The following is a 22229-nucleotide window of genomic DNA, read 5'->3' as shown; positions in this document are numbered from 1 at the left end:
CCAAAGATATATGATTAAGTCCTCTCCAAAAGAACAAAATTCTACGGTATGCCTGCCGTGAACAATACTAACTGTTTTCATAAACAATTTTAGTTTACTCACATTTTTCGATATGTACAAGTCATAACCAAGTTTATAGTAAATTGAATATACCATCTTTACTAATCCATTACTCAACTTTCACATCGATAATTGGGTGATGAGTTCTATCAGCAGCAGTCCGCCGATGTTGTTCAAAAATGGTGATTAACACCTAAAAAAACACCCCTCCGTTTAGTAACGTTGCTTTGACTAAAACTACAAAGCCATACAGCTAAGTGACTCATGAGGGCTGATTATGGAAAATCAAACTACACAGACCAACGGATATGAGGTGGTCGCTTTTATGATCTCTGCGAAGTGATTTATGAGCTCCATTGAGGGTTTCACTCCGGACTGTTACCCTAAATTCTCCAATAGTCCTAAAAAAAGTAACAAAAAGAGGCAAAGCTCATCCAATATCAACTACAGTACTGCCTTGCAGGCTTACCTAGCTACATCAAGGTCTAGCAGCTTATTTCAATGTTCAAAAATTAAGTTGATTATAAAATAATTTAGTAAAAATACTAAATTATTTTATTGACGTCGAATTTTTACGGTGTTACGATTTGATTAAATCAACACACAAGGAGGAAATAGAGGTGGCTAAATTAAAATTAGGTTATGCCCCAACTAGACGTTTTACGTTTAGTGCAGAGGATGCTTATCGTTATAAGGTACAAATTCGCGAAAAAATGGAGTCTTTTGGCTTAGAGATCGATATTGTTGATTTAGAGGGAATAAACTCCGAAGGCTTATTGTATAACGATTTAATTGGTTCAGAAGAAATCCTTAAACGTTTCAAAGAAGAAAATATAGATGCGGTCTTCTTCCCTCATTGCAACTTTGGAACTGAAGATACGGTTGCTCGCGTGGCAAAAGAATTAGGTAAACCTGTGCTTTTATGGGGACCTCGGGATGAAGCACCACTTGAAGATGGAATGCGACTAAGGGATACACAATGCGGTTTGTTTGCTACCGGCAAAGTTCTCAGAAGATTCAATGTTCCGTTCACATATATTACAAACTGTCGTGTTGACGATCCCATCTTTGAACGTGGATTTAAAAACTTCATTGCTGCAGCTAATGTTGTAAAGGCTTTCAATTCTCTACGAATCTTGCAAATTGGACCACGCCCTACTTCCTTCTGGACGATGATGTGCAATGAAGGAGAACTATTGGAGCGTTTCGGAATTGAGCTCCACCCTATTACACTAGAAGATATAAAGAGAGCCTCCAAGAAGGTCGAAAAGAAAGACACTCCTGAACTAGCTGAAGCGATTGAATATATTAAAACGAATTTGGATGCCATTGATGTAAGTGATGAAGATATTAGAAGAATCGCATCCTTAAAAGTAGCGATGAAAACCATCGCAACAGAAAACAAGTGTACAGCCATTGCCATCCAATGCTGGTCTTCCCTCCAGGATTCAATGGGAATCATGCCTTGCTTAGCAAATGCTATTTTAACAGATGAACAGATTCCAGTTACTTGTGAAACGGATATTCATGGGGCAATCACTTCTGTCATGGTTCAGGCAGCTACACTCAATACTTGTCCAACTTTCTTTGCTGATTTAACGATTAGACACCCAGAAAATGATAACGGAGAGCTGCTCTTCCATTGCGGTAACTTCCCTGTATCGTTGAGCGTGGAAGATAAGCCGCAATTAAGAAGACATTTCTTATTTGATGACCATTCACCTGGTACACATGAAGGAGAAATCCGCGGTGGTTCGATGACTCTCGCCCGCTTTGATGGTGATCACGGTGAATACTCTATTTTCTTAGGCAAAGCGAAAGGAATCGAAGGTCCTTACACAAGAGGTTCCTACGTTTGGGTAGAAGTAAACGATTGGCCTCTTTGGGAAGAAAAGTTGGTAAAAGGGCCATACGTCCACCATTCTGTTGGAATACACGCAAATGTGATTCCAGCTTTATACGAAGCATGTAACTATATTCCCGGTTTGAATCCTGACCCAGTTGACCCGACCGAGGAAGAAATTAAAGCATGGTTAAGAGGGAGTGATTTAAAGTGATGGACATCATTGACTTAAAGAAAAAGGCTGCCGAAATTCGCATTCGCCTATTTCAAATGATTCATAATGCTAAAGCTGGCCATACTGGCGGATCCCTTAGTAACACCGATATATTAACCGTTCTTTACTACCACACGATGCGCCATAACCCACAAGAGCCAAAATGGGTTGAACGCGATCGATTTATCGCTAGTAAAGGGCACTCTGTTGAATCTTTATGGTGTATTTTGGCTGACCTTGGATACTTTCCAAAAAGTGAATTAGAAACGTTTTCTCAATTTGGAACTAGATTAATCGGACATCCGAATAATAAAGTTCCTGGAATTGAAATGAATACAGGTGCTCTTGGACACGGGCTTCCAATTTCAGTGGGCATGGCTCTAGCTGGCAAAAGAGATCATAAAGATTATCGCGTGTTTTGCTTAATGGGAGATGGAGAACAGGCGGAAGGCTCCATTTGGGAAGCTGCCATGTCCGCTTCCCATTACAAGCTTGATAATTTAGTAGGGATCATCGACCGTAACAGCCTGCAAATTAGCGGAAACACGGAAAATGTGATGGGACTGGACCCTCTTGATAAAAAGTGGGAGGCCTTCGGCTGGCATGTCGTGTCCATTGATGGAAATGATATTGTTTCCTTGATGGAAACCTTCAACTCTATTCCATATACAGAAGGAAAACCAACTCTGATCATTGCCAATACGGTAAAAGGAAAAGGGGTTTCTTTTGCAGAGAATGCGATTGGTTGGCACCATCGCGTTCCTAGTGATGAAGAATTAGCTCTTGCCATAAAAGAACTAACAGAGCAGATCGAGAGCTTGGTCTCTAAGGAGGGGCAACCACATGAATAAAATTGCAAACCGCCAAGTAATATGTGATACACTCATGCATTTAGCTAAGAATAACCAAGATATTATCGTTCTTGCAAGTGATTCTCGTGGTTCTGCAGCGATGGGTCCGTTTGCCGAAAAATACCCAAATCAATTTGTTGAAATGGGAATAGCCGAGCAGAATCTGGTGGGAGTGGCTGCAGGGTTAGCCCATAGCGGGAAAAAGCCGTTCATCACTTCACCAGCTTGTTTCCTGAGCATGAGAAGTATCGAGCAAATAAAAGTGGATGTAGCCTACTCTGGTACGAATGTCAAACTTGTAGGTATCAGTGGCGGAGTTAGTTACGGAGCTTTAGGGATGTCTCACCACTCCTTACAGGATATCGCCGTAACACGGGCGATCCCAGGTCTTGCCGTTATGCTCCCTGCTGACCGCCATGAAACAAAAAAAATGACCGAAGCACTCGTGCATTATGACGGTGGAGTGTATATGCGAATTGGTCGCAATCCTGTAGAGGATGTATATGAATCAGATGACTATGATTTTCAAATCGGCAAGGCAGTACGGTTACATGAAGGAACTGATGCCACGATTATCGCATGTGGTGAAACCGTAAAGGTCGGACTAGATGCATGTGCTATTCTTGCCCAAAGGGGAATTCGTACCCGTCTTGTCAATATGCACACCATTAAACCACTTGATACTGAAGAAATCATTAAAGCTGCTAAAGAAACTGGCTTTATCGTCACTTTAGAAGAGCATAGTATTTATGGCGGGCTTGGAGCAGCGGTAGCAGAGACTACTTCCCAGCATTGCCCAGTTCCATTGAAAATTCTCGGAATTCCAGATGAACCGCCAATTGCTGGAAAAACGGCTGAAGTATTCAACCATTACGGAATTAGTGCTGGGAATGTTGCAACAATCATTGAAGAAGGCCTCAGAAAAGAGGGATAAGCATTGAAGCAAATCTATTTGCTAGCACTCGATCAAAGTACATCTGGAACAAAGGCTCTTCTTATTAATAAAGAAGGACAAATTGTAAAAAAGAGTTCCAAGCCTCATAAACAGTTTTACCCACAAGCTGGTTGGGTAGAACATGACCCTAACGAAATTTACGAGAATGTGAAAGAGCTTATAAAAAAGGTCCTAGCTGAAGCTAGCGTATCCTTCGGAGAGATTTCAGCCTTGACTATTACCAATCAAAGAGAAACAGCTTTAATTTGGGATGCTGAAACAGGGCAGCCTATACACCGAGCCATTGTTTGGCAATGCCGAAGAACTGCTGATATCTGCGAAGCATATAAATCATCCGGCCAAGAACCTCTTATTACTTCTAAAACAGGGTTGCTTTTAGATCCTTATTTTTCAGCAACCAAGTGGAAATGGCTCTTAAACCTTATTAAGAACCAAGAAATCAACGGTCAGTGGAGGGCAGGTACCATTGATAGCTGGCTCATTTGGAAATTAACTGGCGGAACTGTTCATGCAACTGATTACACAAATGCCAGCAGAACCTTATTGTTTAATATCCATTCCCTTCAATGGGACCCAGAGCTTATTCAGCTGTTTGAATTAGAGGAATTGCTTTTACCAGAAGTACGAGCATCTGATGACCTTTTCGGCTATGTCACAGATCCCGATTTAGTTGAAGCAGGGATTTCACTACCTATTTGTGGGGTCATGGGAGATTCTCAGGCCGCCCTATTTGCCCAGCGCTGCACAGAGACCGGTATGGGGAAAGCGACATATGGTACAGGTTCCTCCGTTCTCATGAACGTTGGCTCGGAACCAGTTACAGGCACACACGGACTGGTGTCAGCACTGGCATGGAAACTGAAAAACGAAACCCGATATGCACTAGAAGGAATTATTCATACAAGTGGAGATACGATTAAATGGGCACGCGATAATATGAACCTGTTTCAGACCTTCGAAGAGCTGGAACAGTTAACCTCTTCTATTCAAGATACAGAAGGAGTCTATGTGATCCCTGCCTTCGTTGGTCTTGGCGCTCCTTACTGGAGACCGAATGCCAGAGCTGCCATCTTGGGAATGAACCGTTCCACAACCCGCTCTCACATACTCCGGGCCTGCTTAGAAAGCATCGCTTATCAAATTCGTGATGTGGTTGACCTGATGAGTCATGAAACAGGAATCAAATTATATGAATTACGAGCAGACGGCGGTGCCTCAAAAAATAAAATGCTGATGCAGCTTCAATCGGAGTTTCTAGGGAAAACCGTTGTTACGACAAAGGCCGCAGAACTGTCAGCTCTCGGTGCCTCATACGCCGGTGGTTTAGGGATAGGCTTCTGGACAGAAGAAAACCTCGACCAAATTTACCAAATGGAAGAGGAATATTTCCCTAACTGGAAAGACACAGAACGAGAAAGCAAGTATGAAGGCTGGAAAACAGCGGTAGCGTCGATTATGGATTACAAGATGCCTGCTTCTAAATAAGAATACGGTCGAAGCGAAAGACCATCTTTGAATGGCGGTCTTTCGCTTCGTACTATTTCTTAAAAATCTTACCCCCTTAAAGTAAGCAGATGTTTATTTTTAAATCTATCTACCCTTAAGGGAGCATGTCATGATTCCAAGTTTTTTTGAGTGCAATGACAGTTATAGACTTTCTGCTAGTCCTTTGATCACATGTTTTGAGTTCGATGCAAATTCAACGGAGGCATCATAATACATTTGGCCGTTTTCGATAAGTGAAAAATCACCAATTTCGATTTTTAAAAGTGTACTGCCATTTCGTTCTTCTAAGTTGTAGCGATACGCTACGTCCCCTTCATCCGGCTGCACTTCCCAATTAGATTGGTATAAAGCAATTTGCAGTTCCTTCATTTCCTCTGCTTTTATAATCGTCGTTATTGTTTTCTCACCGTTATGTTCCCAAACAACTTCACTTCCCTTCGACATATCCTCACTCGGATAATCCTCAGGAAGTTCATCCCACTGTGCCACATATTTTGGGGTAATCAGGACCTTCCAGACCTTTGCAGGGGGTGCATCAATAAGTACTTCATCTCTTACAATCAGTTCTGCAGTCATTATTTATTCCTCCATTTACTTCTTTCTATTACACCATCGTACATAAAAAACTTTAAGGCAATATTCCCTCCTTAAAAGTTTTTTAAATTCAATTACTTTCTGCCAATCATAATTTCTAGATCAATGGTCACTTCTATACTTTCCTTTTCTAAAAAAGATGCAGCTTGCTTATCTGTTATCCCCCATGTTAAAGGCGTCATTTGAACTAATGGCCAGATTAACGGTCCATTTAAATGAACACGATAACGCAGCCTTGAGCTGTCCACAAAACGAAAACTATCTTGAAATCTTTCCACAGTCTCTTCGTTTGAATAGGTTTGCTTTTCTGTTTCAAGAAAGAAATAATCCCTTAACTCTTTTAAATAATCAGTTTGAGGGATCACTTTTATGACAAGTCCGTCCTCCTTCAACAATCTATTAAATTCAGCATAATTAGAGGGAGATAAGATGTTGAGAATCACATCGAATTGCTTGTTAATAAAAGGAGTACGTGCTAAATCCGCCACAGCCCATAACTTATTTTCAGAATAATTTTTAGCAGCAACCACAACTCCTTCTTTCGCTAAGTCAATACCTACTCCTACCACTTTTTTATTACCCTTGGCTGATACTAAATCACAAATACTAGCAAGATGGGAACCTTCTCCACAGCCCATATCAATAATGGACAGCTCTTTTTTTACTTGAATTCCCTCTTTATTGATTAGTTTTGCTATCGTCTCGACTACCGGTTTGAAAAATGTTGATTCTGTCATTAGTGTTCTTCGCGCTTCAAAAAGTTCCTTACTATATTTCGTTTTTATTTGACCCGTCGTTAAATTAATATACCCTTGCTTTGCAAAATCGAAAGTATGCTGATTGGAACAAACTAAACTTTTTAATTCGAAAACCTTCATCGAAGAATGACAAATGGGACAAGCAAACAGAAATAGATGCTTGCTTACAAACTCCGCACTCATCATTCTTTTATTTTTTGGTAACAAAGAATTCACCTCATTCATTCGTATTCAATAAATGAAAAAGGCATAGACAAATAAACCCTCTTTTCGTTTTCAAAAAAAACAAAATTTGGGTCCATAAACTATCTATACCTCTTCTTATCTATAACGAATGAACTGAATAATCATAGTGATAACTCCCTGTTACATACAATTATAGGGCTTCACCCACATCATTATCATACCAAGGGACGGAGATATATGTAAATTTAATTATTCCATAATTGGACGACAAAAAACCAACCTCTTTACGAAAGAAGTTGGCTTTTCATTTTCCGATTAATACGCACGGGCAAACCAGACGGTATGTTTCGCTTCTTGTCCACAGCAGATACAAGTGGTTTTTGTTGTCGGTGGGTTAAATGGAATGTTACGAGTTGTGAATTTCGTTTGTTCCTTCACCTTTTCTTCACAAGCATCATCCCCACACCAACCAGCTAAGATCCAACCAGGAATTGTTTCATTTTGCTCAGATTCGGCTAAATGCTGCTCTAACTGCTCAAGCGTATCGATATGTGTATGCGAGTTCGCCGCACGGAAAGCTTTTGCTTTTTCGAATAGGCGTGTTTGCATCGTCTCCAATTCTTTTTCAACCGCCTCAACGACAGATTCTAACGGGACAGAAACTTTATCCCCTTCATCACGTGCTTTCATTAAGGCTTGATTATTTTCTAAATCACGTGGGCCAAGCTCAATTCGTACCGGAACTCCTTTTAATTCCCACTCATTAAACTTAAACCCTGGTGATTGATCGCTGTCATCAAGACGGACGCGAATTCCTTTTGCTTTTAGAGCTGCAAAAATCTCATCTAATTTCTCCATAATAGCAGGATTCTTTTTCCAAGGACCTACAGGAATAAGCACTGCTTGCGTTGGAGCAATTCTTGGTGGTAATACAAGTCCTTGCTCATCGCCATGGACCATAATAACGGAGCCAATTAAACGAGTCGATGTCCCCCAAGACGTTGTATGAACATATGTGTGTTTATTTTCTTTCGTTAAATATTTAATATCGAATGCTTCTGCAAACTTTGTCCCTAAATAATGGGAAGTACCAGCTTGTACAGCTTTTCCATCCTGCATCATCGCTTCGATGGAATAGGTGTCAACAGCACCAGCAAAACGCTCTGATGGTGTCTTTTGACCATCATAAACAGGGATGGCCAACAGTCCTTCTACGACTTCCTTATAGATATTTAGCATTTGCATTGTTTCTTTACGAGCATCTTCTTCATCGACATGTGCCGTATGACCTTCCTGCCATAAAAACTCAGACGTACGAATGAATGGCAGTGTCTTTTTCTCCCAACGGAACACATTTGCCCATTGGTTGATTAAAACTGGTAGATCGCGATAACTTTTAATCCAGTCAGAATAAAGGTGACCAATCATCGTTTCAGAAGTTGGACGAAGCGCTAAACGCTCTTCTAATTTCTCTCCTGCCGCTTCCGTTACCCAGGGTAATTCTGGTGAGAAGCCCTCGATATGATCCTTTTCCTTTTGGAAAAACGATTCAGGAATTAGCATTGGGAAGTAGGCATTGCGATGACCAGTTTCTTTGAAACGTCTGTCCATTTCAGCCTGGATATGTTCCCATAATTCATAGCCATCTGGCTTAAACGCGATACAGCCACGAACAGGTGTATAATCCATTAAATCCGCTTTTTGGATGGTGTCAATATACCATTTTGAAAAATCTTTTGTTTTTTGAGACATGTTCTTTCCTCCTGAAAAAATAATATGACCTAAAAAAAGCATAAAGAGTCCTATATAAGGACGTCTTTACGCTTATAGACGTGGTACCACCTTAGTTCGACATAAAAATTTTATGCCCTCTAACGTTTTTAACGAAACGACTCGGTTAGGTTTACTAACTTCTCCGTGGTAGGTTTCAATAAGGAGAGGTGATATAGCTTTCAGCCAAGGCTATATTTTCTGGTTCACAATCCTTATTTACTTGATCACATCATTGAATACATATTTGAAATTACTATATCAATTTGCGGAGCGGAATTCAATCTTTGTTGTAAAATACATTTTTATAAGCTACTTTGAACTCCTCCTAAATGGCAAACTCAAGTCTCCTTCATTCGAAAAGTTTTGATCGAGATTATAAGAGTGATGACTAAAAATACGAAAAGAACCGCAACGGAAACTAAATAATCAGCATAGTTAGTCGCTAAGATAGAACGATAACCGTTTTGTAGCCACTCAACAGGGTTAATCCAGCTAAGCCATTGAACCACCATAGGAGAATTGCCAAGCTTAAAAAAGATGCTGCTGCAGAGAAAAAGAGGAATCATCACGAGATTCGAACCAATGCTTAATTGTCCTTCATTTTTAGGAAAGCTTGAAAGTATGAAGCCCATTAAGGTAAATATGGCGGAGCCGATAAAGAAAAAGGGTATAAACAATACAAACTGTAATGCTGATATTTTCAAATCAAATATGCTATTTTCACTATACAACAACAGAGTCGAAACCGTGCAAGCAATGACAGTCTGGCTAATGGTAATACTACTAAGGTATTTCCATAAAGAAAAAGGAGTGATCGTCAATAAATCAAAAACACCACGCTTCCTTTGCGCAAAAATGGAAAATGAGTTCGTTGTACAACAATAGAAAAAGATGCTCATCGTTATGAGACCAACTAATATAGTTTCATTTACATTTACTTCAAAGATAGCCAAGGACACAAGTGTAGCAAATGGTAAAAAAATGGACCAGAATAAGAGATAGAAATCCTTTATATCCTTTTCAAGTGAAATCCGAATAATATTAGCCATTTTGATTCTCCTTTTTGATTAATTGATAATATAGTTCTTCAAAACCTGATACACCATGTTTCTTAAGGATGGTTTCCAGTCCCCCATCTTCCAACAACTTCCCTCGATCCATTATTAAGATTCGATCAGCTGTATTACGGACTTCTAACATATCATGGGAGGAGAATAAAACACTTTTACCTTGCGACTTTAAACGACGAATCATGTTTTGAACCTCTCGCTGTCCGCTTGGGTCAAGACCTGCTGTAGGCTCATCTAGAATTACCAAGTCTGGGTTGTGCAGCGTTGTGATACTAATAGCCAACCTTTTTTGTTGACCTAGTGATAACTTGGAAGCTAACGTATTCTTTACATCCAATAGACTATAATTTTTCAATATCTCTGCAATCTTTTCATTTGTCAGCCTTGACTGATAAAAAGTACTAAACAGCTTTAAATTGTTTTCCACACTAAAGCCTTCAAAAAAAGGTGTTGTTTGCAGCTGTGCACCGACTTTTTTATTAAAGTCTTTTGACCATCTCTTAATCATTCCTTTATCAGGTTCAGTTATCCCCAAGACCATACGAATCGTGGTCGTTTTTCCACAACCGTTAGAACCAATTAATGCAATAATTTCGTTAGAATAAATCGAAAAATTCAATTCATTGATTACTTTTCTGCCTTTAAAGCTTTTCTCAACATTTATAAATTCAATTAGCTTCATACATACTCTCCTTTGTATAATCAACTTTGACTATTTAGTGAAAATCAAAGCCACTATAAATGGCTTTGTTATTTTTGTTCAATAATGGCAATAGTAGCCTCAATAAGCTTAATCTGCGATTCAATCATTTCAAACATATGATTAAACACCACATTAGTTAATTGTGGAATTTCTCCTTGCAATGCTTTTTCTTTCTCTGTTAGACCACTTTTGACAGCTTGAGATTCAAGGATTAATTTTTCCTTATTTTTCGTTAGTTGTTCAATCGCTTCATCCTTAGGAAGTTGATAAGCAAGAGAAAGCCCAGAATATAAATCAGTGGGATAATTCACCTTTGAACTGCCAAGACACTCTAAAGCTAATTCTTTTTGATAGGCCTCTCCACTAGGGGTAATTTTATAAATAGCTTTTTGTCGGTGACCGCTACTTTCAATACTGGCCACTTCAATATACCCCTCTTTTTCAAGCTTTTTGAGAGCATTGTAAATCGAGCCTGGCAATACCCCAGCCCATCTTTGTGCATCATTCAGTTCAAGCATCGATTTAATTTCATAACCTGACATTCGCTGTATACTGAGCATAGCTAATACTAATAGTTTTGTCACTGGAAATACTCCTTTGTTTATTCAACGTTGAATATATAAAAAAGTTTAAGCATTTATTCACCGATTGTCAACAACTAAGGATTATTTTTTTCTCTTTTCAATGGAGGCTTCAAAACATACTAACAACACTCGGTATCCCGAACCTAGTCTCATTGTAAGGGTGCCAAAAAAGGAAAGAACAAAGCAAACATCTCTGAAAATAATATAGTTATCATACTCTCTGTTATTACTTTTATAAGAGAAAAGCAAAATATAACGGTAGGGAGAAGAGCCATTAAGGAAAAGGTGGTTTTTCGCTCTTTGGCTATTTTAACCATCAGTGCTAGCTTTATTTTTTTAGCCATCGTTACCTTAAATATAACTGAACCGCTGCCTTTTTTGAAATTACTGTTTGAAGTCATTTCCGCCTTCGGGACTGTAGGTCTATCGATGGGATTCACAGGAGATATATCAACGATTGGAAAATTGATCATTATTTTTGTTATGTTTTTTGGTAAATTAGGTCCACTTACTCTCGCATTTTCTCTAGCGCAACCGGAAATTGAAAAAATAAAATACCCTAGTGAGGATGTTCTAACTGGTTAACCTCATTTTTTAAAAGTAAGAATGGGCTTACTTGATAGATATGATATGCTCCCCTTAAGGTAAAATAGGTTTTTATTTGTCTATCTAAGGGAGAGCATATTAATTGGATGTCAGCCCTTCTTGCTTTTTTATCAAGCGTTCTTATGGGAGCCGTCACAATTAGGCATTCTTTTGGATAATCCACAAATGCAATCCTTTAAGCCTCTTCCCATAAGAATACGTTCCATCGATTTTTCAATTCTTGTCTCACGAGTTTTCGATTGCTTTGCTTGAGAAAAATACTGGAGATACCCCTTTTGTCGTCCAGGAGTTAAAGATGCAAAAGCAGCTTTCAAATCAGGCATTTCAGCAAATTTTTTCTCCAATTCTTCAGGGACGCTAAATTCGTTTTTCTCCTTTAAGGCTACTTCCAATCCAGCCTTTTCAACTTCAATCGCCTCATTTATATACTCTTTTATGATAGGCTCCAATTCAACAATTTCTTGAAGCTTCGTAAAACGAAGCTGGCGTGCAGCCTGCACATTCTCCGTTTGTTGGATCAGGATGCCGTGCTTATCTTTCAATAGAGCCCCTTTATGAAAAAGAATTGCACAATACTCCTTGAATCCATGGAATAAAAAGATATTCTTTCCATTGAGCGTGTAACAAGGGTGCATCCACTTAAAATCCTCTCTCAATCCACTAGTAAGAGCAATCTCTCGCAACTTCACAAATTCTTCCTTCCACTGTGTAGCTTTACTCAAAAACTCATCAACCTTTGGGTTACGAGTTGTCATGTCGAAACACCCCTCTTCTTTCTAGTTAAGAGACTCAGACTGTTCATCGCCAAAATTTAGTATAATCAGCTTTATCCTCTATATTAAATTCAATCATTTTCTCCAATAGCTCGTAATGAACAGGCTCAGTCCATTGAATTCGAAACAAACCTTTTGTAGCACTATATCCGGCCTGTGCAATATCATCCGCAAATCGCTCTATACCTGCTTCTTCAGGTGATATGCTCAGATGCTTCTTTGCTATTGATAAACCAATGATGTAGGTGCCGTGGTCAGAGAACATCGGTGTATTCCACTTGAATTCCGGTTTTAAATTAGGGAATCTTTCTGCTATCCATGTTAAAATAGCTTCAGTTCGTTCTCGATGCTCAGGATGATCAATACCTGCTAAATACTTTTCAAATATCTTCATACTTTCCCTCATAAAAAACTAGCCCCTTTGTCATGATAAATTTGCTGAAAAATGCACTATATGCTTATCTATTTTCTACTATATATTTTACTGCCTTACCAGTCAAAAAGGCATTCTAACAAAAAAAAGCCTTCCATTTTAAATGGAAGGTTCAGACTGTCGACAACATCCATCGAAAGGGCTCCCTATCGATGGATGTTATCATTTTTGGATTGAAATTGCGCTAAAAACGTTGATTTCCTCTCCAGATGCTTGCTTTCCGGGGGGCGTGCGCCGAGCCTCCTCCTCACGGATGCTCGTGTGGGGTCTCGGCTGTCACGCTATTAAAGCCGCTGTAAACTATCAATTTTTTTAATTTCAATCCACTCCCTCACACAAAGGGAGACTCAGCACCAACGTACAAAAAACTAGAGACGGAATTTCAATCCACTCCCTCACACAAAGGGAGACCGCAACATCTTGTAATCAACTAATACTTTGACACAAGATGTTGTGTAGCTCTCAACTCTAAAGTGTTCAAGGTCCACGATCCACTTACAAAAACAGGAAAATTAACGAAAAATCTCGGAAAACCTACCGGGGTTTTCATGTTCACTTCAGGTTTTCCAGTGCCGTCCCGCTATTCCCCAAGTTAAGCGTCTTCCGCTTCCATCAACTCGTTTGGCACCCCTCAAGCAGGTTGCCAAGTCCAAATGGCAATGTTCTTTAAGTTCATGGTAGCAAACGTAAGCATCGTCTGCATAGAATTATTTTTAAGACCTCGTAGGGTTGTCCATCGCATCCGCAAACCCCGCCCGCGCCACCCGAAGTGGAAATCAACCTACGCAATTTAGTTAATTCTATTATAAAAGAAAAAAGAGTGTAGACAAACTCGAAAATCTTCAAGTTTGTTTACACTCTGGCCTCTCGCATAAAAGCGAGAGGTCTTCTCAAGTATCAGCCCCATTAATTACGCGGATCAACATAATCTGGATAATCCGTTATGATCGCATCAACGCCCATTTCAAATAAGAAATCTGCCGCTTCTGGCGTCCGTACTGTCCATGAACCAATTTTCATTCCAAGGGAGTGCACTTGCTCTACCAATTCTTTTGTTACAATGCCGTAGCTTGGGTTAAACCAGTCTGCATAGGTTGAAAACTCCTGCAAAGCTTCGACCGTCGTATCTGCACGATTAGATGTTAAGACACCAATCGGAATTCGTGGGAGAAGCTCATTCACCTTCTTTACCGATTCAAAATTAAAAGATTGAATGATGATTTTATTATTTTTCGATTTATCCATGTTACGCTTTTTTAATGCCTCGGCTACTTGTGCTTCAATTCCTGGGTAAAGCTCAGGTGCCTTCAATTCTACTAAAATTCCAATTTTCCCACGATAACGATCGAGAATTTCATCGAAAGTCGGGATTAACTCTCCCGCAAATTCTGATCCAAACCAGCTTCCTGCATCAAGTTTGCGAAGCTGCTCCAAAGTTAATTCTCCAACTCTTCCCGTTCCATTTGTTGTGCGGTTCACAGTTGTATCATGAATCAATACCAGTTCACCATCTTTACTTCTTTGCACGTCGATTTCGATATAGTCCGCCTTCATATCAACTGCTAAATCGAAAGCAGCAATCGTATTTTCAGGGGCATAGCCTGATGCACCACGATGTGCAACATTATCGACCTTTTTTCTCTCCCCTTCTGTTATGCCATCTGCAAAAGCCTGACTAAATGGGGTCAAAAACAATGTCAACGCAACCCCTGTCCCTATCAACCATTTTTTACTCAAGTGAACCATCTCCTATCTAGAATTTGTATTCAACTGTATTCTAGAAAAGGGATGTTAAACTAGTATAGAGATATATTTATGGCTTCATAAAGACTATATGAACAAAACTCCGCCTTATTTCTTACGTTTTTTTACAAACTTTGCGCAAAATTGCTAGAATGGGTACACTTTACTGCTGCTTATTCCTTATATAATCCGGCATTCAATTGATATTTGTACAGCAAAAGTTGAAATAATATATTATTAGGTATACTTGAATTCTATTAACTGCTTCAGCTTACTCCGTAACCCAAAAGAATATCCTCGACAAAAATCAATTGGAATGCATTTCAAAAAAATGGTTAATGTCAAATTCACTCTTGCTTATTACAAAGACTGTTTAAAACCTTCATTGAATCATTTCAAAATGAGTCAAAGAAACGATTCCTTGCTCACTAAAACAGACATCACTGCGTCACTGTTACAAAAAGTGTTCCCCTAACATATCCGTTTGCTGCAATGGAGAATTCGTAAATTCCAGGTGGATAATCACGTCCTTCAACATCCAATATGATCTTGCCTGCTTCTATCGTATTGAGCTTGTATTTCCCAAGCCATCTTTTATGTGTCATATCCCAAATATCCGTAATACTTTCACGCCATTTTGGGTCATCTACAAAAGTTGCTTGGAATATATTCACTCCGATAACTTCTCCTGTTAAAACTGGAGGTTGAGGGGGCATTGGAACTTCCAATAATACCATTGCCGGTGGGTATCCAGTTGCATGAAAAGAAAGAGCGTAAGTACCTGGAACATAATAGTAGGATTTTAAGTTTATGCGTAATTTTCCCGGTATACTTCTATCTACCTCACTTAGATGAATGGGAGTCCCAGTTGTTTCATTATATACATTAGTGATGTTATTTCTCCATTCTGCATTATCTGGGAAAATGAAATCGAATATATTTGGTTCAACGATTTCCACAGTTAATTCAGGCGATTTGGGCTCTGGTATTTCAGGCTCTGGTATTTCTACCTCAACTGATACATTATCGTAACCTGGGGCTTGAAGAAAGAAACTTACCTTTCCTGATAAAGATGTCGAACCAAGTTTTAGAATCACTCTCCCCGGCTGGCTGACATCTAATTTAGTACGAAGAAAGTATTGACCGTTTGTGTTATCGTACACTTGAGTTATACTATTTCTCCAGTCCGGATTATCATAAAATTCAAAGACAATTTCATTGCTTTCTGTCACATAGGCAGATACTACATTAGGTGGCAAGTCATACTCGGGTATTTCCACAAAAAAAACTGCCCGTTCATACCCACTAGCGTCAACAGAGAACCCATGCCTTCCTGGCCCATAAGATTTACCTTCCACATTTAAGATCAATTTGCCTTCTTCTGTTGTGGTAAGCTTTGATTTTCCTAGCCATTCTTCATTTGTTATATCCCAAACATCTACTATACTCTCTCTCCATTTCGGATCATCAGAAAAAGTGGCTTGAAATAGTTCTGGGCCAATTGCCTCACCAGTTAGTGATGGTGGTGTGAAAGATTCTAGCTTTTCAATCGCTATCCTAACAGGCTCATAGCCTGCTGCTTCTATTCGGAATATATGGACGCCCGTCTCATAAACATATCCAGTTTGTTTTATCGTGATTTTTCCTTCCTGGCTTGTATCGACTTCACCCATATATATAGTTTGTTTTTTGGTTTCATTGTATACATACCTCACTTTTTCACGCCAAGCCGGATCATCTTCAAATTCAATAACAAATTGATTTATACCTGTGACATAGCCTCGTACTTCAGGTGCATCCTTTGGTTTTGGTACGTTTACAGTAAGGACTGCATCCTCATAACCTTCTGCTTTAATTAAAAATTCATAGGTGCCCGGTTGATAGATCCTGCCTTCCACATTCAAGATCAATTTGCCTACTTCTGTTGTGGTAAGCTTTGTTTTTCCAATCCATCTCTCATTAGCTATATCCCAAACATCTGTTATACTTTCTCTCCAGTTTGGGGCATCAGCAAAAGATGCTTGAAACTGTTGCGGACTAAGTACTTCGCCCGTTAAATTAGGTGGAATTAATACTGGCTCTAGTATTTCTATTATAAACTTCGCAGGTTCATATCCCTCAGCATCTACACGGATTGTATGGTTACCCGGCGTAAAATCTACTTTCGAAAGATCCATGATGATGATTCCGGGATTACTTGTATCGACATATGAAAGTGGAATGGATGAACCATTTGTTTCATTGACAATGGAAGTAATGCTTTCTCTCCAGTCACGCTGTTCCTCAAAAGTGACTTCGAATAGTTGTCCATTCAATAATTTTCCTGTCAAAGCAGGGGACTTTCCCCTAATATTATTGACAACTTTTACTTCAATCGGAGCTGAAACAACACCATACTCATTTATTGTGGATAATGTAATAGTATCGTCCTCTTGTAAATCAATATCTGCCATAGAGTATGTAATCTCTTCATCTTCTAATCCTTTTAATGGAATGGATTTGACATGAATGTTGTTCACATCAATTTGAAGAGAATTAGCACCTGAGTGGATGGCCTCAGTAGCAGTAAATATAATTTCTCCTTTTATGTCCACACCTGGATCTAAATCATTAAATCTTACATTCTCTATTGGCTTTACTTCATAGGCATATACAACCTCAACTTCCGAGTGGGCAGAAACTTTGGCATTCCTGTGCATGACAACTACTTTTTTTACCTTAGCGTTATTCGGGATTGAAACTTCTGCGGCATCTTGAACATTGACAAGGTCAATTAAACTGGAACCATCAATTGTGATATTACCATTATTGCTGATCGTTAAAATTCCCATTCTCCCATGGTTCACAAAATGAGAAATATTTGAGTCGGAGATATCCACATCATTTAGTTCTCCATAATTTACGAAAGAATTTCCTGAAACATCTTTTATATACAATGTGCCTAACAATTTTACAGGGTTTTCATACTCGACATCTGCTTTAGGAGTATCAACAACTAAGTCTCCAGTTATTAATCCTTGCTCCGAACCCACTTTGCGAATCTTGACATTTTCTATATTCGATCCCTTAATTGTTAAATCCCTTACTGTATCTACTTCTACATAAATATCCATCTTCGAATCAGTGGTAACGGTTATATCTCCGCCACCTCTCGCCTTGACAACGACAAAGTCATTTCCTCTCGCCACAGCATTTCGAATTGCAGCATCTACTTGCTGCTGGGGAGTTAGAGGTGTAGACCCACCACCGTGAGAAGGTGGCTTCTCTTCCTTTTTTGGATAGCCGATAAAATCACCAATTATTCGCCCACTCTCTTTTAAAACATATTTCTTGCCTTCAGTTTGAGAGGAAGTGGTCAAAACAACCGTATGATTATCTGTTTTTTCAATATGAACAATCTGTAAATCTGTTATCAAGAAATTTAATTTTTCAATATCAACATCCGTTTTATACGTTATCTCAACAGAAGTATTACTAATTGCTTTAATCCTCTCAATTTTTTCTGGTCCTTCATAATGATGGACATTATAAATAAACTGTGCTGCTTGAGCACGTGTAACAGGATTTCGAGGTTTAAAACGGCCATTCCCATCCCCCACAACAATTCCATTACTAGCCAAAATGTGAATGTCCTCAGAATAAGGATGTGAATCATCCACATCAGTAAATATCATTTGATTTTCTCGGTTCATCTCCACTTCATAAGTTTTGGCAATTAAATGTGCCAATGTTTGCCGATCTATTACTTGATTTGGATGAAAATATCCACCATTACCCTTAAATATATGGGGAAAGTGTTTTTGTAAAGCAGCCACATGCAAAAAGGCAAATGAGTTTTCAGGTATATCTATAAATGATTGCTTTTCTATACCATCCATATTTAGTTGAAGGGAGTTAGCCAACATTACTCTCAGTTCTCCACGAGTAATATATGCTTCTGGCTTGTATGTACCATCTGTATACCCACGGACAATTCCTTTTTCTTTCATGTAATCTATCGCTTTTTTTGCCCAGTGAAGATCTGACACATCAGTAAAATTACTAGCTAGTCCCTGCATGGGGGATATAGTTGAAACAGCCAATGACGATACAACAAAAGCAGTGATGAGTTTATGTTGTGTTTGTCCCATACTTGATTAATGATTCCTCACTTTCTATGATTATTTTTTTGTTTATGATTTTTGTCTCATTTCCCTCTGGGATCTTTCAATATAAGTGAATGGCTTGTGAAACAGGATTTCACAAGAGACAATATTGTTTAACAAAATCTTTTGTTATAATAAAATCTGTGCTCACGATTACTGATTTCGAAATTCAGTTTAATACGGTACATATAGTAGATTAATATAATAGCTGTGCCTATTTATATGAGTGTTGAAACCTTCCACTTACCCTTTTTTTACCTTCTTCTAACACTCCTTTCATTGAACTGGAAAGACCATCTATAGCTCTCTTCTTCTAAGGACTTATGACCTATCGCAAAATCAAAATAGAGTATACCAAATAAAGCGTTACACAAACGCAACAGGCTCCACAAATAGAGAGAAAGGGAAGATACTATGGCATTTCTTAACATTAATGATCGAAAGATACACTATGTATTTCATCCAGCTTGTGAAAGAAATTCAAAAACACTAATACTAATTCATGCAAATGCTGTTGATCTGCGCGCATTTGATTGTATACTTCCTTATTTAGGCCAATTCGTTTAATATTTTAACCTATGACCTAAGAGGTTATGGTATGAGTGACAATGACACCCCTATTGAAGAATTAGCTATTTCCCACTTCGTCACCGATCTAGAAGCACTTCTGCGGAACTTAAAATTAACGAAAGTACATCTTATTGGCTGGCAGATGGGGGCGCTTATAGGAGCTCGCTACACCTCAAAATATCCTGACCATGTTCTGTCACTGACCCTTATGGCTATGCCTTGCCATCCTCCGCACACGATAGAACAAATAAGAGAACACCGAAGTAAATTAGGAACGGGAAAGAGGCAAATTCCACATGAATACTTAGACACCCATGCTACCACGTTACCAAAAGGACATTCGGAGTTGATAAAACTTAGAAACTACGCCGAGACCATTTCCTTTGATCTTTATAAAAAGGTGATGGATTTAACAGTTAGTGCTGATCCTATCTCAGATATTGAAAAAGTAAGCTGTCCTATTCTTATTCTATCTGGTGTGAAAGACGCATTGTTCCCATCCCACTATTTACAGCACCAAACCTTGCATTTGCGACATTGCCGTTTTATCACCGTACTGAATGCTTCCAGTTTAATTGTGTTGGACCAGCCACTAGTAATAGCTGAAATGATTCTCGATTTTATTGAAGAGTCTCGCAGCGAAAATCAGATAGAAGACCCCTTTATTCAATCAATGGACAACCAAATTTTAGACTATGTTGTAAAAATACAGGAGGAGAGTCTGAAAAATTCTGAACGCTCAAATGAGTTGAGAGTGAACTTATTACAACAGTTTCAAGTGTTCATAAATGGGAAGGAGATTACAACTGGATGGAATAGGCGCTTTGCGAAGTCCCTTCTACTGTTTCTTGTTTTTAACGGTGCCGTATCAAGAGAACAAATTTGTGAAACTCTTTGGCCGGAAATACCACTTGCTAAAGCTAAAACAAATCTTCGTGTATGCTTATCATATTTGCGCAAACAGCTGGCGAGTGAAGAATACTTAGTGGTCGATCGAGAGCGTGTCATGATTAAAGGAAATCTAGTATGCGATGCGAAAACTTTTTTAAAGGAAGTCGAAAATGCTTTAGAGGAATTATCTCCAGATCGAAAAGAACAGAAAGTAAATCAGCTTATTCAGCAATTACCAACAAATTTCTTAGAGACACATCACGATGAATGGTTTATTCAATTACGTACACAAGCTGAGGGAAGAATCGCAGACCTTGTTCTTTGGAATGCTGAACAACTTGTACGCAAAGGGGAGTACGCTATTGCTATTCACCAACTAAGTAAAACCATTTCTGCAATCGGTGCCATCGATCTATATCAACCACTCATAACACTTTATGAAAAAGTAGGAAACCAGCAAAAAGCAAACGAATGGAGAAAGCAGATGGCAGATTGGTGGGATATAGAATCAGATCCCGATTCCGGGGCATCACTGTGACTTCATAAATTATGATCTATTCACGAATTTAAAAATACATACACTTTGCAAATGAATTTTGCCACTTGTATTGAAAAATTAGATTTTATATGTGGTCGATATTTTTATACTTCTAGTTTTCTACTGCTTTCTCCACAATTTAAGAGATATCAAATAATTTAGCTGATATCTCTTATTCTTAGTTTATTGCCTTCAATAATAGCAAAACGAAATAGGCAGAAGGTAAATTAAATGATATTCATAAAATAATTCACAAATTTTGTGCAAAAGGTTCTAAATAGCTGTTACGCTTTTTGCTATCGTCATTTTAATCGGTTCGCCAATCTTACTTCTTGCGGATGTATTCAATAAAATACCTTAATCCTGTTTTTTGAAAACGATGTTCTTTCTGCACTAACCACAATTCCCTTGTAATTTGGTAATCAGCGATTTTCACTTCACGAAGTGTACCATATTTCAGCTCTTTTAAAACGGTTAGCTTTGGAAGAATAGTGATACCTAGCTCTGCTTCTACAGCGCTCTTAATAGATTGCATACTGCCAAGCTCGAGTGAAATTTCAATTTCCTCAAAAATCCCCATTTCCCTTAACGCTTCTTCCACAATTAATCGCGTGCCTGAATTTTCTTCTCTCAAAATCATTCTCTCGTTGAGCAGTTCATGAATTTCAATCATGTTTCGATTTTTCCAGTGGTGATTAATAGGAACGATTAAAATTAGTTCATCTTCCGCAAACTTCTCGATGTTAAAACGGCCATTCTTCACTGTTCCCTCTACAAGAGCAATATCTATTTCATTATTGTCTAATTTCTCTAAAACCGTCGGTGTGTTGGCAATCGTTAAATTTAATTTGATTGCTGGGTGTTGTTTTCTAAAGCTTCCTAGTATGCCAGGTAATAAATATTCTCCAATCGTTTGACTCGCGCCTACATGTAGAGAGGTTTCTTGATTTCCAACGATTTCATTTATCGCTTCATGTGACCTTTTAATATATTCGACCATTTCCTTTGCAAAAGGATACAGTGCTTTTCCCGCTTCAGTGAGTACAAGCTTTCCATCTGTTCGTTCAAATAATAATGTTCCATAGAGTTCTTCCAATTGATGTATTTGTCTTGTCACCGCTGGCTGTGTAACAAAGCTGATTCGCGCCGCTTTACTTATACTTCCTTCCTCAACTACAGCGCAGAACATTTTTAAACTATCAAGGTTCATGGTATAAATTCCACCTTTGCTTTTCACCCTAAACTATTTGTTTTCTATGAATAAAATGTACCACTAATTTAAAACGAAAGCTTTGTCTTTTTATTTATCTATTCAATTTCTCTACTCTATCGTCGAAGCCTTGCCAATTACTTCATTTTTCACTAAGTATGTCCTTCAATTCAACAGGTATTACATTTATTTATAGGCTATAAAATATTATCAATATGCAGCA

General features: G+C 38.6%; 17 protein-coding genes, 1 pseudogene and 1 other annotated feature. Of the genes and pseudogenes, 6 read left to right on the top strand and 12 right to left on the bottom strand.

Annotated features, from left to right (window positions below):
- Nucleotides 1-680: 680 nt before the first annotated feature.
- Genes NST02_RS05480 through glpK form a run of 4 tightly spaced genes read left to right on the top strand, consistent with a single transcriptional unit; the run spans nt 681 to nt 5408 of the window.
- Nucleotides 681-2117, top strand: a complete 1437-nt coding sequence (locus NST02_RS05480; RefSeq protein WP_137743903.1) for an L-fucose/L-arabinose isomerase family protein — start codon at nt 681-683, stop codon at nt 2115-2117.
- On the top strand, nt 2117-2968 hold the full coding sequence (locus tag NST02_RS05475) for a transketolase (RefSeq protein WP_137743943.1): 852 nt from the start codon (nt 2117-2119) through the stop codon (nt 2966-2968). Before NST02_RS05480 ends, NST02_RS05475 begins: the two co-directional genes overlap by 1 nt.
- On the top strand, nt 2961-3902 hold the full coding sequence (locus NST02_RS05470) for a transketolase family protein (protein WP_212933673.1): 942 nt from the start codon (nt 2961-2963) through the stop codon (nt 3900-3902). Before NST02_RS05475 ends, NST02_RS05470 begins: the two co-directional genes overlap by 8 nt.
- A gap of 3 nt (nt 3903-3905) precedes the next feature.
- Nucleotides 3906-5408, top strand: coding sequence for a glycerol kinase GlpK (gene glpK / locus NST02_RS05465; RefSeq protein WP_340948362.1), 1503 nt, complete (start codon nt 3906-3908; stop codon nt 5406-5408).
- Between the two features lie 162 nt (nt 5409-5570).
- Here the strand turns inward: glpK and NST02_RS05460 are convergent, their stop codons facing one another.
- The 6 genes from NST02_RS05460 to NST02_RS05435 all read right to left on the bottom strand — a co-directional run bounded on the left by NST02_RS05460 (nt 5571) and on the right by NST02_RS05435 (nt 11097).
- A complete protein-coding gene (locus NST02_RS05460) occupies nt 5571-6005 on the bottom strand; it encodes an SRPBCC family protein (RefSeq protein ID WP_095310768.1) in 435 nt (144 codons plus the stop codon).
- 92 nt (nt 6006-6097) lie between these two features.
- Complete coding sequence (locus NST02_RS05455; protein ID WP_244988918.1) at nt 6098-6988, bottom strand: putative RNA methyltransferase; 891 nt, start codon at nt 6986-6988, stop codon at nt 6098-6100.
- A gap of 294 nt (nt 6989-7282) precedes the next feature.
- On the bottom strand, nt 7283-8719 hold the full coding sequence (gene proS / locus NST02_RS05450; protein WP_340948355.1) for a proline--tRNA ligase: 1437 nt from the start codon (nt 8717-8719) through the stop codon (nt 7283-7285).
- A gap of 53 nt (nt 8720-8772) precedes the next feature.
- Nucleotides 8773-8982: a binding site (T-box leader), on the bottom strand.
- A gap of 96 nt (nt 8983-9078) precedes the next feature.
- Nucleotides 9079-9789, bottom strand: coding sequence for an ABC transporter permease (locus NST02_RS05445; protein WP_340948353.1), 711 nt, complete (start codon nt 9787-9789; stop codon nt 9079-9081).
- The gene (locus tag NST02_RS05440; protein ID WP_095310773.1) at nt 9782-10492 is read right to left on the bottom strand and encodes an ABC transporter ATP-binding protein; all 711 of its coding nucleotides are present in this window, start codon (nt 10490-10492) and stop codon (nt 9782-9784) included. Before NST02_RS05440 ends, NST02_RS05445 begins: the two co-directional genes overlap by 8 nt.
- 68 nt (nt 10493-10560) lie before the next feature.
- Nucleotides 10561-11097 carry a PadR family transcriptional regulator gene (locus NST02_RS05435; protein WP_095310775.1) on the bottom strand — a complete coding sequence of 179 codons (537 nt, stop codon included), beginning with the start codon at nt 11095-11097 and terminating at the stop codon, nt 10561-10563.
- Nucleotides 11098-11286: 189 nt separating this feature from the next.
- On the opposite strand from NST02_RS05435, the gene NST02_RS05430 reads away from it, so the two are divergent.
- A complete protein-coding gene (locus NST02_RS05430) occupies nt 11287-11682 on the top strand; it encodes a potassium transporter TrkG (protein ID WP_095310777.1) in 396 nt (131 codons plus the stop codon).
- Between the two features lie 131 nt (nt 11683-11813).
- Here NST02_RS05430 and NST02_RS05425 read toward each other — a convergent pair whose 3' ends face one another.
- From NST02_RS05425 to NST02_RS05405, 5 genes and pseudogenes are all read right to left on the bottom strand, one after another.
- Nucleotides 11814-12458, bottom strand: a complete 645-nt coding sequence (locus tag NST02_RS05425; RefSeq protein ID WP_340948350.1) for a YdeI/OmpD-associated family protein — start codon at nt 12456-12458, stop codon at nt 11814-11816.
- 43 nt (nt 12459-12501) lie between these two features.
- The gene (locus tag NST02_RS05420; RefSeq protein ID WP_095310887.1) at nt 12502-12870 is read right to left on the bottom strand and encodes an iron chaperone; all 369 of its coding nucleotides are present in this window, start codon (nt 12868-12870) and stop codon (nt 12502-12504) included.
- Between the two features lie 670 nt (nt 12871-13540).
- Nucleotides 13541-13669: pseudogene (locus NST02_RS05415) on the bottom strand (hypothetical protein); the annotation flags it as partial.
- 146 nt (nt 13670-13815) lie between these two features.
- Nucleotides 13816-14646 carry a glycerophosphodiester phosphodiesterase gene (locus NST02_RS05410; protein WP_095310781.1) on the bottom strand — a complete coding sequence of 277 codons (831 nt, stop codon included), beginning with the start codon at nt 14644-14646 and terminating at the stop codon, nt 13816-13818.
- A 446-nt stretch (nt 14647-15092) separates the two neighbouring features.
- Nucleotides 15093-18782 carry a hemoblobin-interacting domain-containing protein gene (locus NST02_RS05405; RefSeq protein ID WP_340948342.1) on the bottom strand — a complete coding sequence of 1230 codons (3690 nt, stop codon included), beginning with the start codon at nt 18780-18782 and terminating at the stop codon, nt 15093-15095.
- Between the two features lie 583 nt (nt 18783-19365).
- Here NST02_RS05405 and NST02_RS05400 point away from each other — a divergent pair.
- Nucleotides 19366-20796, top strand: coding sequence for an alpha/beta fold hydrolase (locus NST02_RS05400; RefSeq protein WP_340949992.1), 1431 nt, complete (start codon nt 19366-19368; stop codon nt 20794-20796).
- 325 nt (nt 20797-21121) lie between these two features.
- Here NST02_RS05400 and NST02_RS05395 read toward each other — a convergent pair whose 3' ends face one another.
- A complete protein-coding gene (locus NST02_RS05395; RefSeq protein ID WP_340948340.1) occupies nt 21122-22006 on the bottom strand; it encodes a LysR family transcriptional regulator in 885 nt (294 codons plus the stop codon).
- Nucleotides 22007-22229 lie beyond the last annotated feature (223 nt).

Origin of the sequence: Robertmurraya sp. FSL W8-0741, assembly GCF_038004005.1 — a bacterium.
In the GTDB taxonomy this organism is placed as follows: Bacteria; Bacillota; Bacilli; order Bacillales; family Cytobacillaceae; genus Robertmurraya; species Robertmurraya siralis.
The sequence above is the reverse complement of the archived record's forward strand: the minus strand, read 5'-3'. Positions and strand labels throughout refer to the sequence as shown.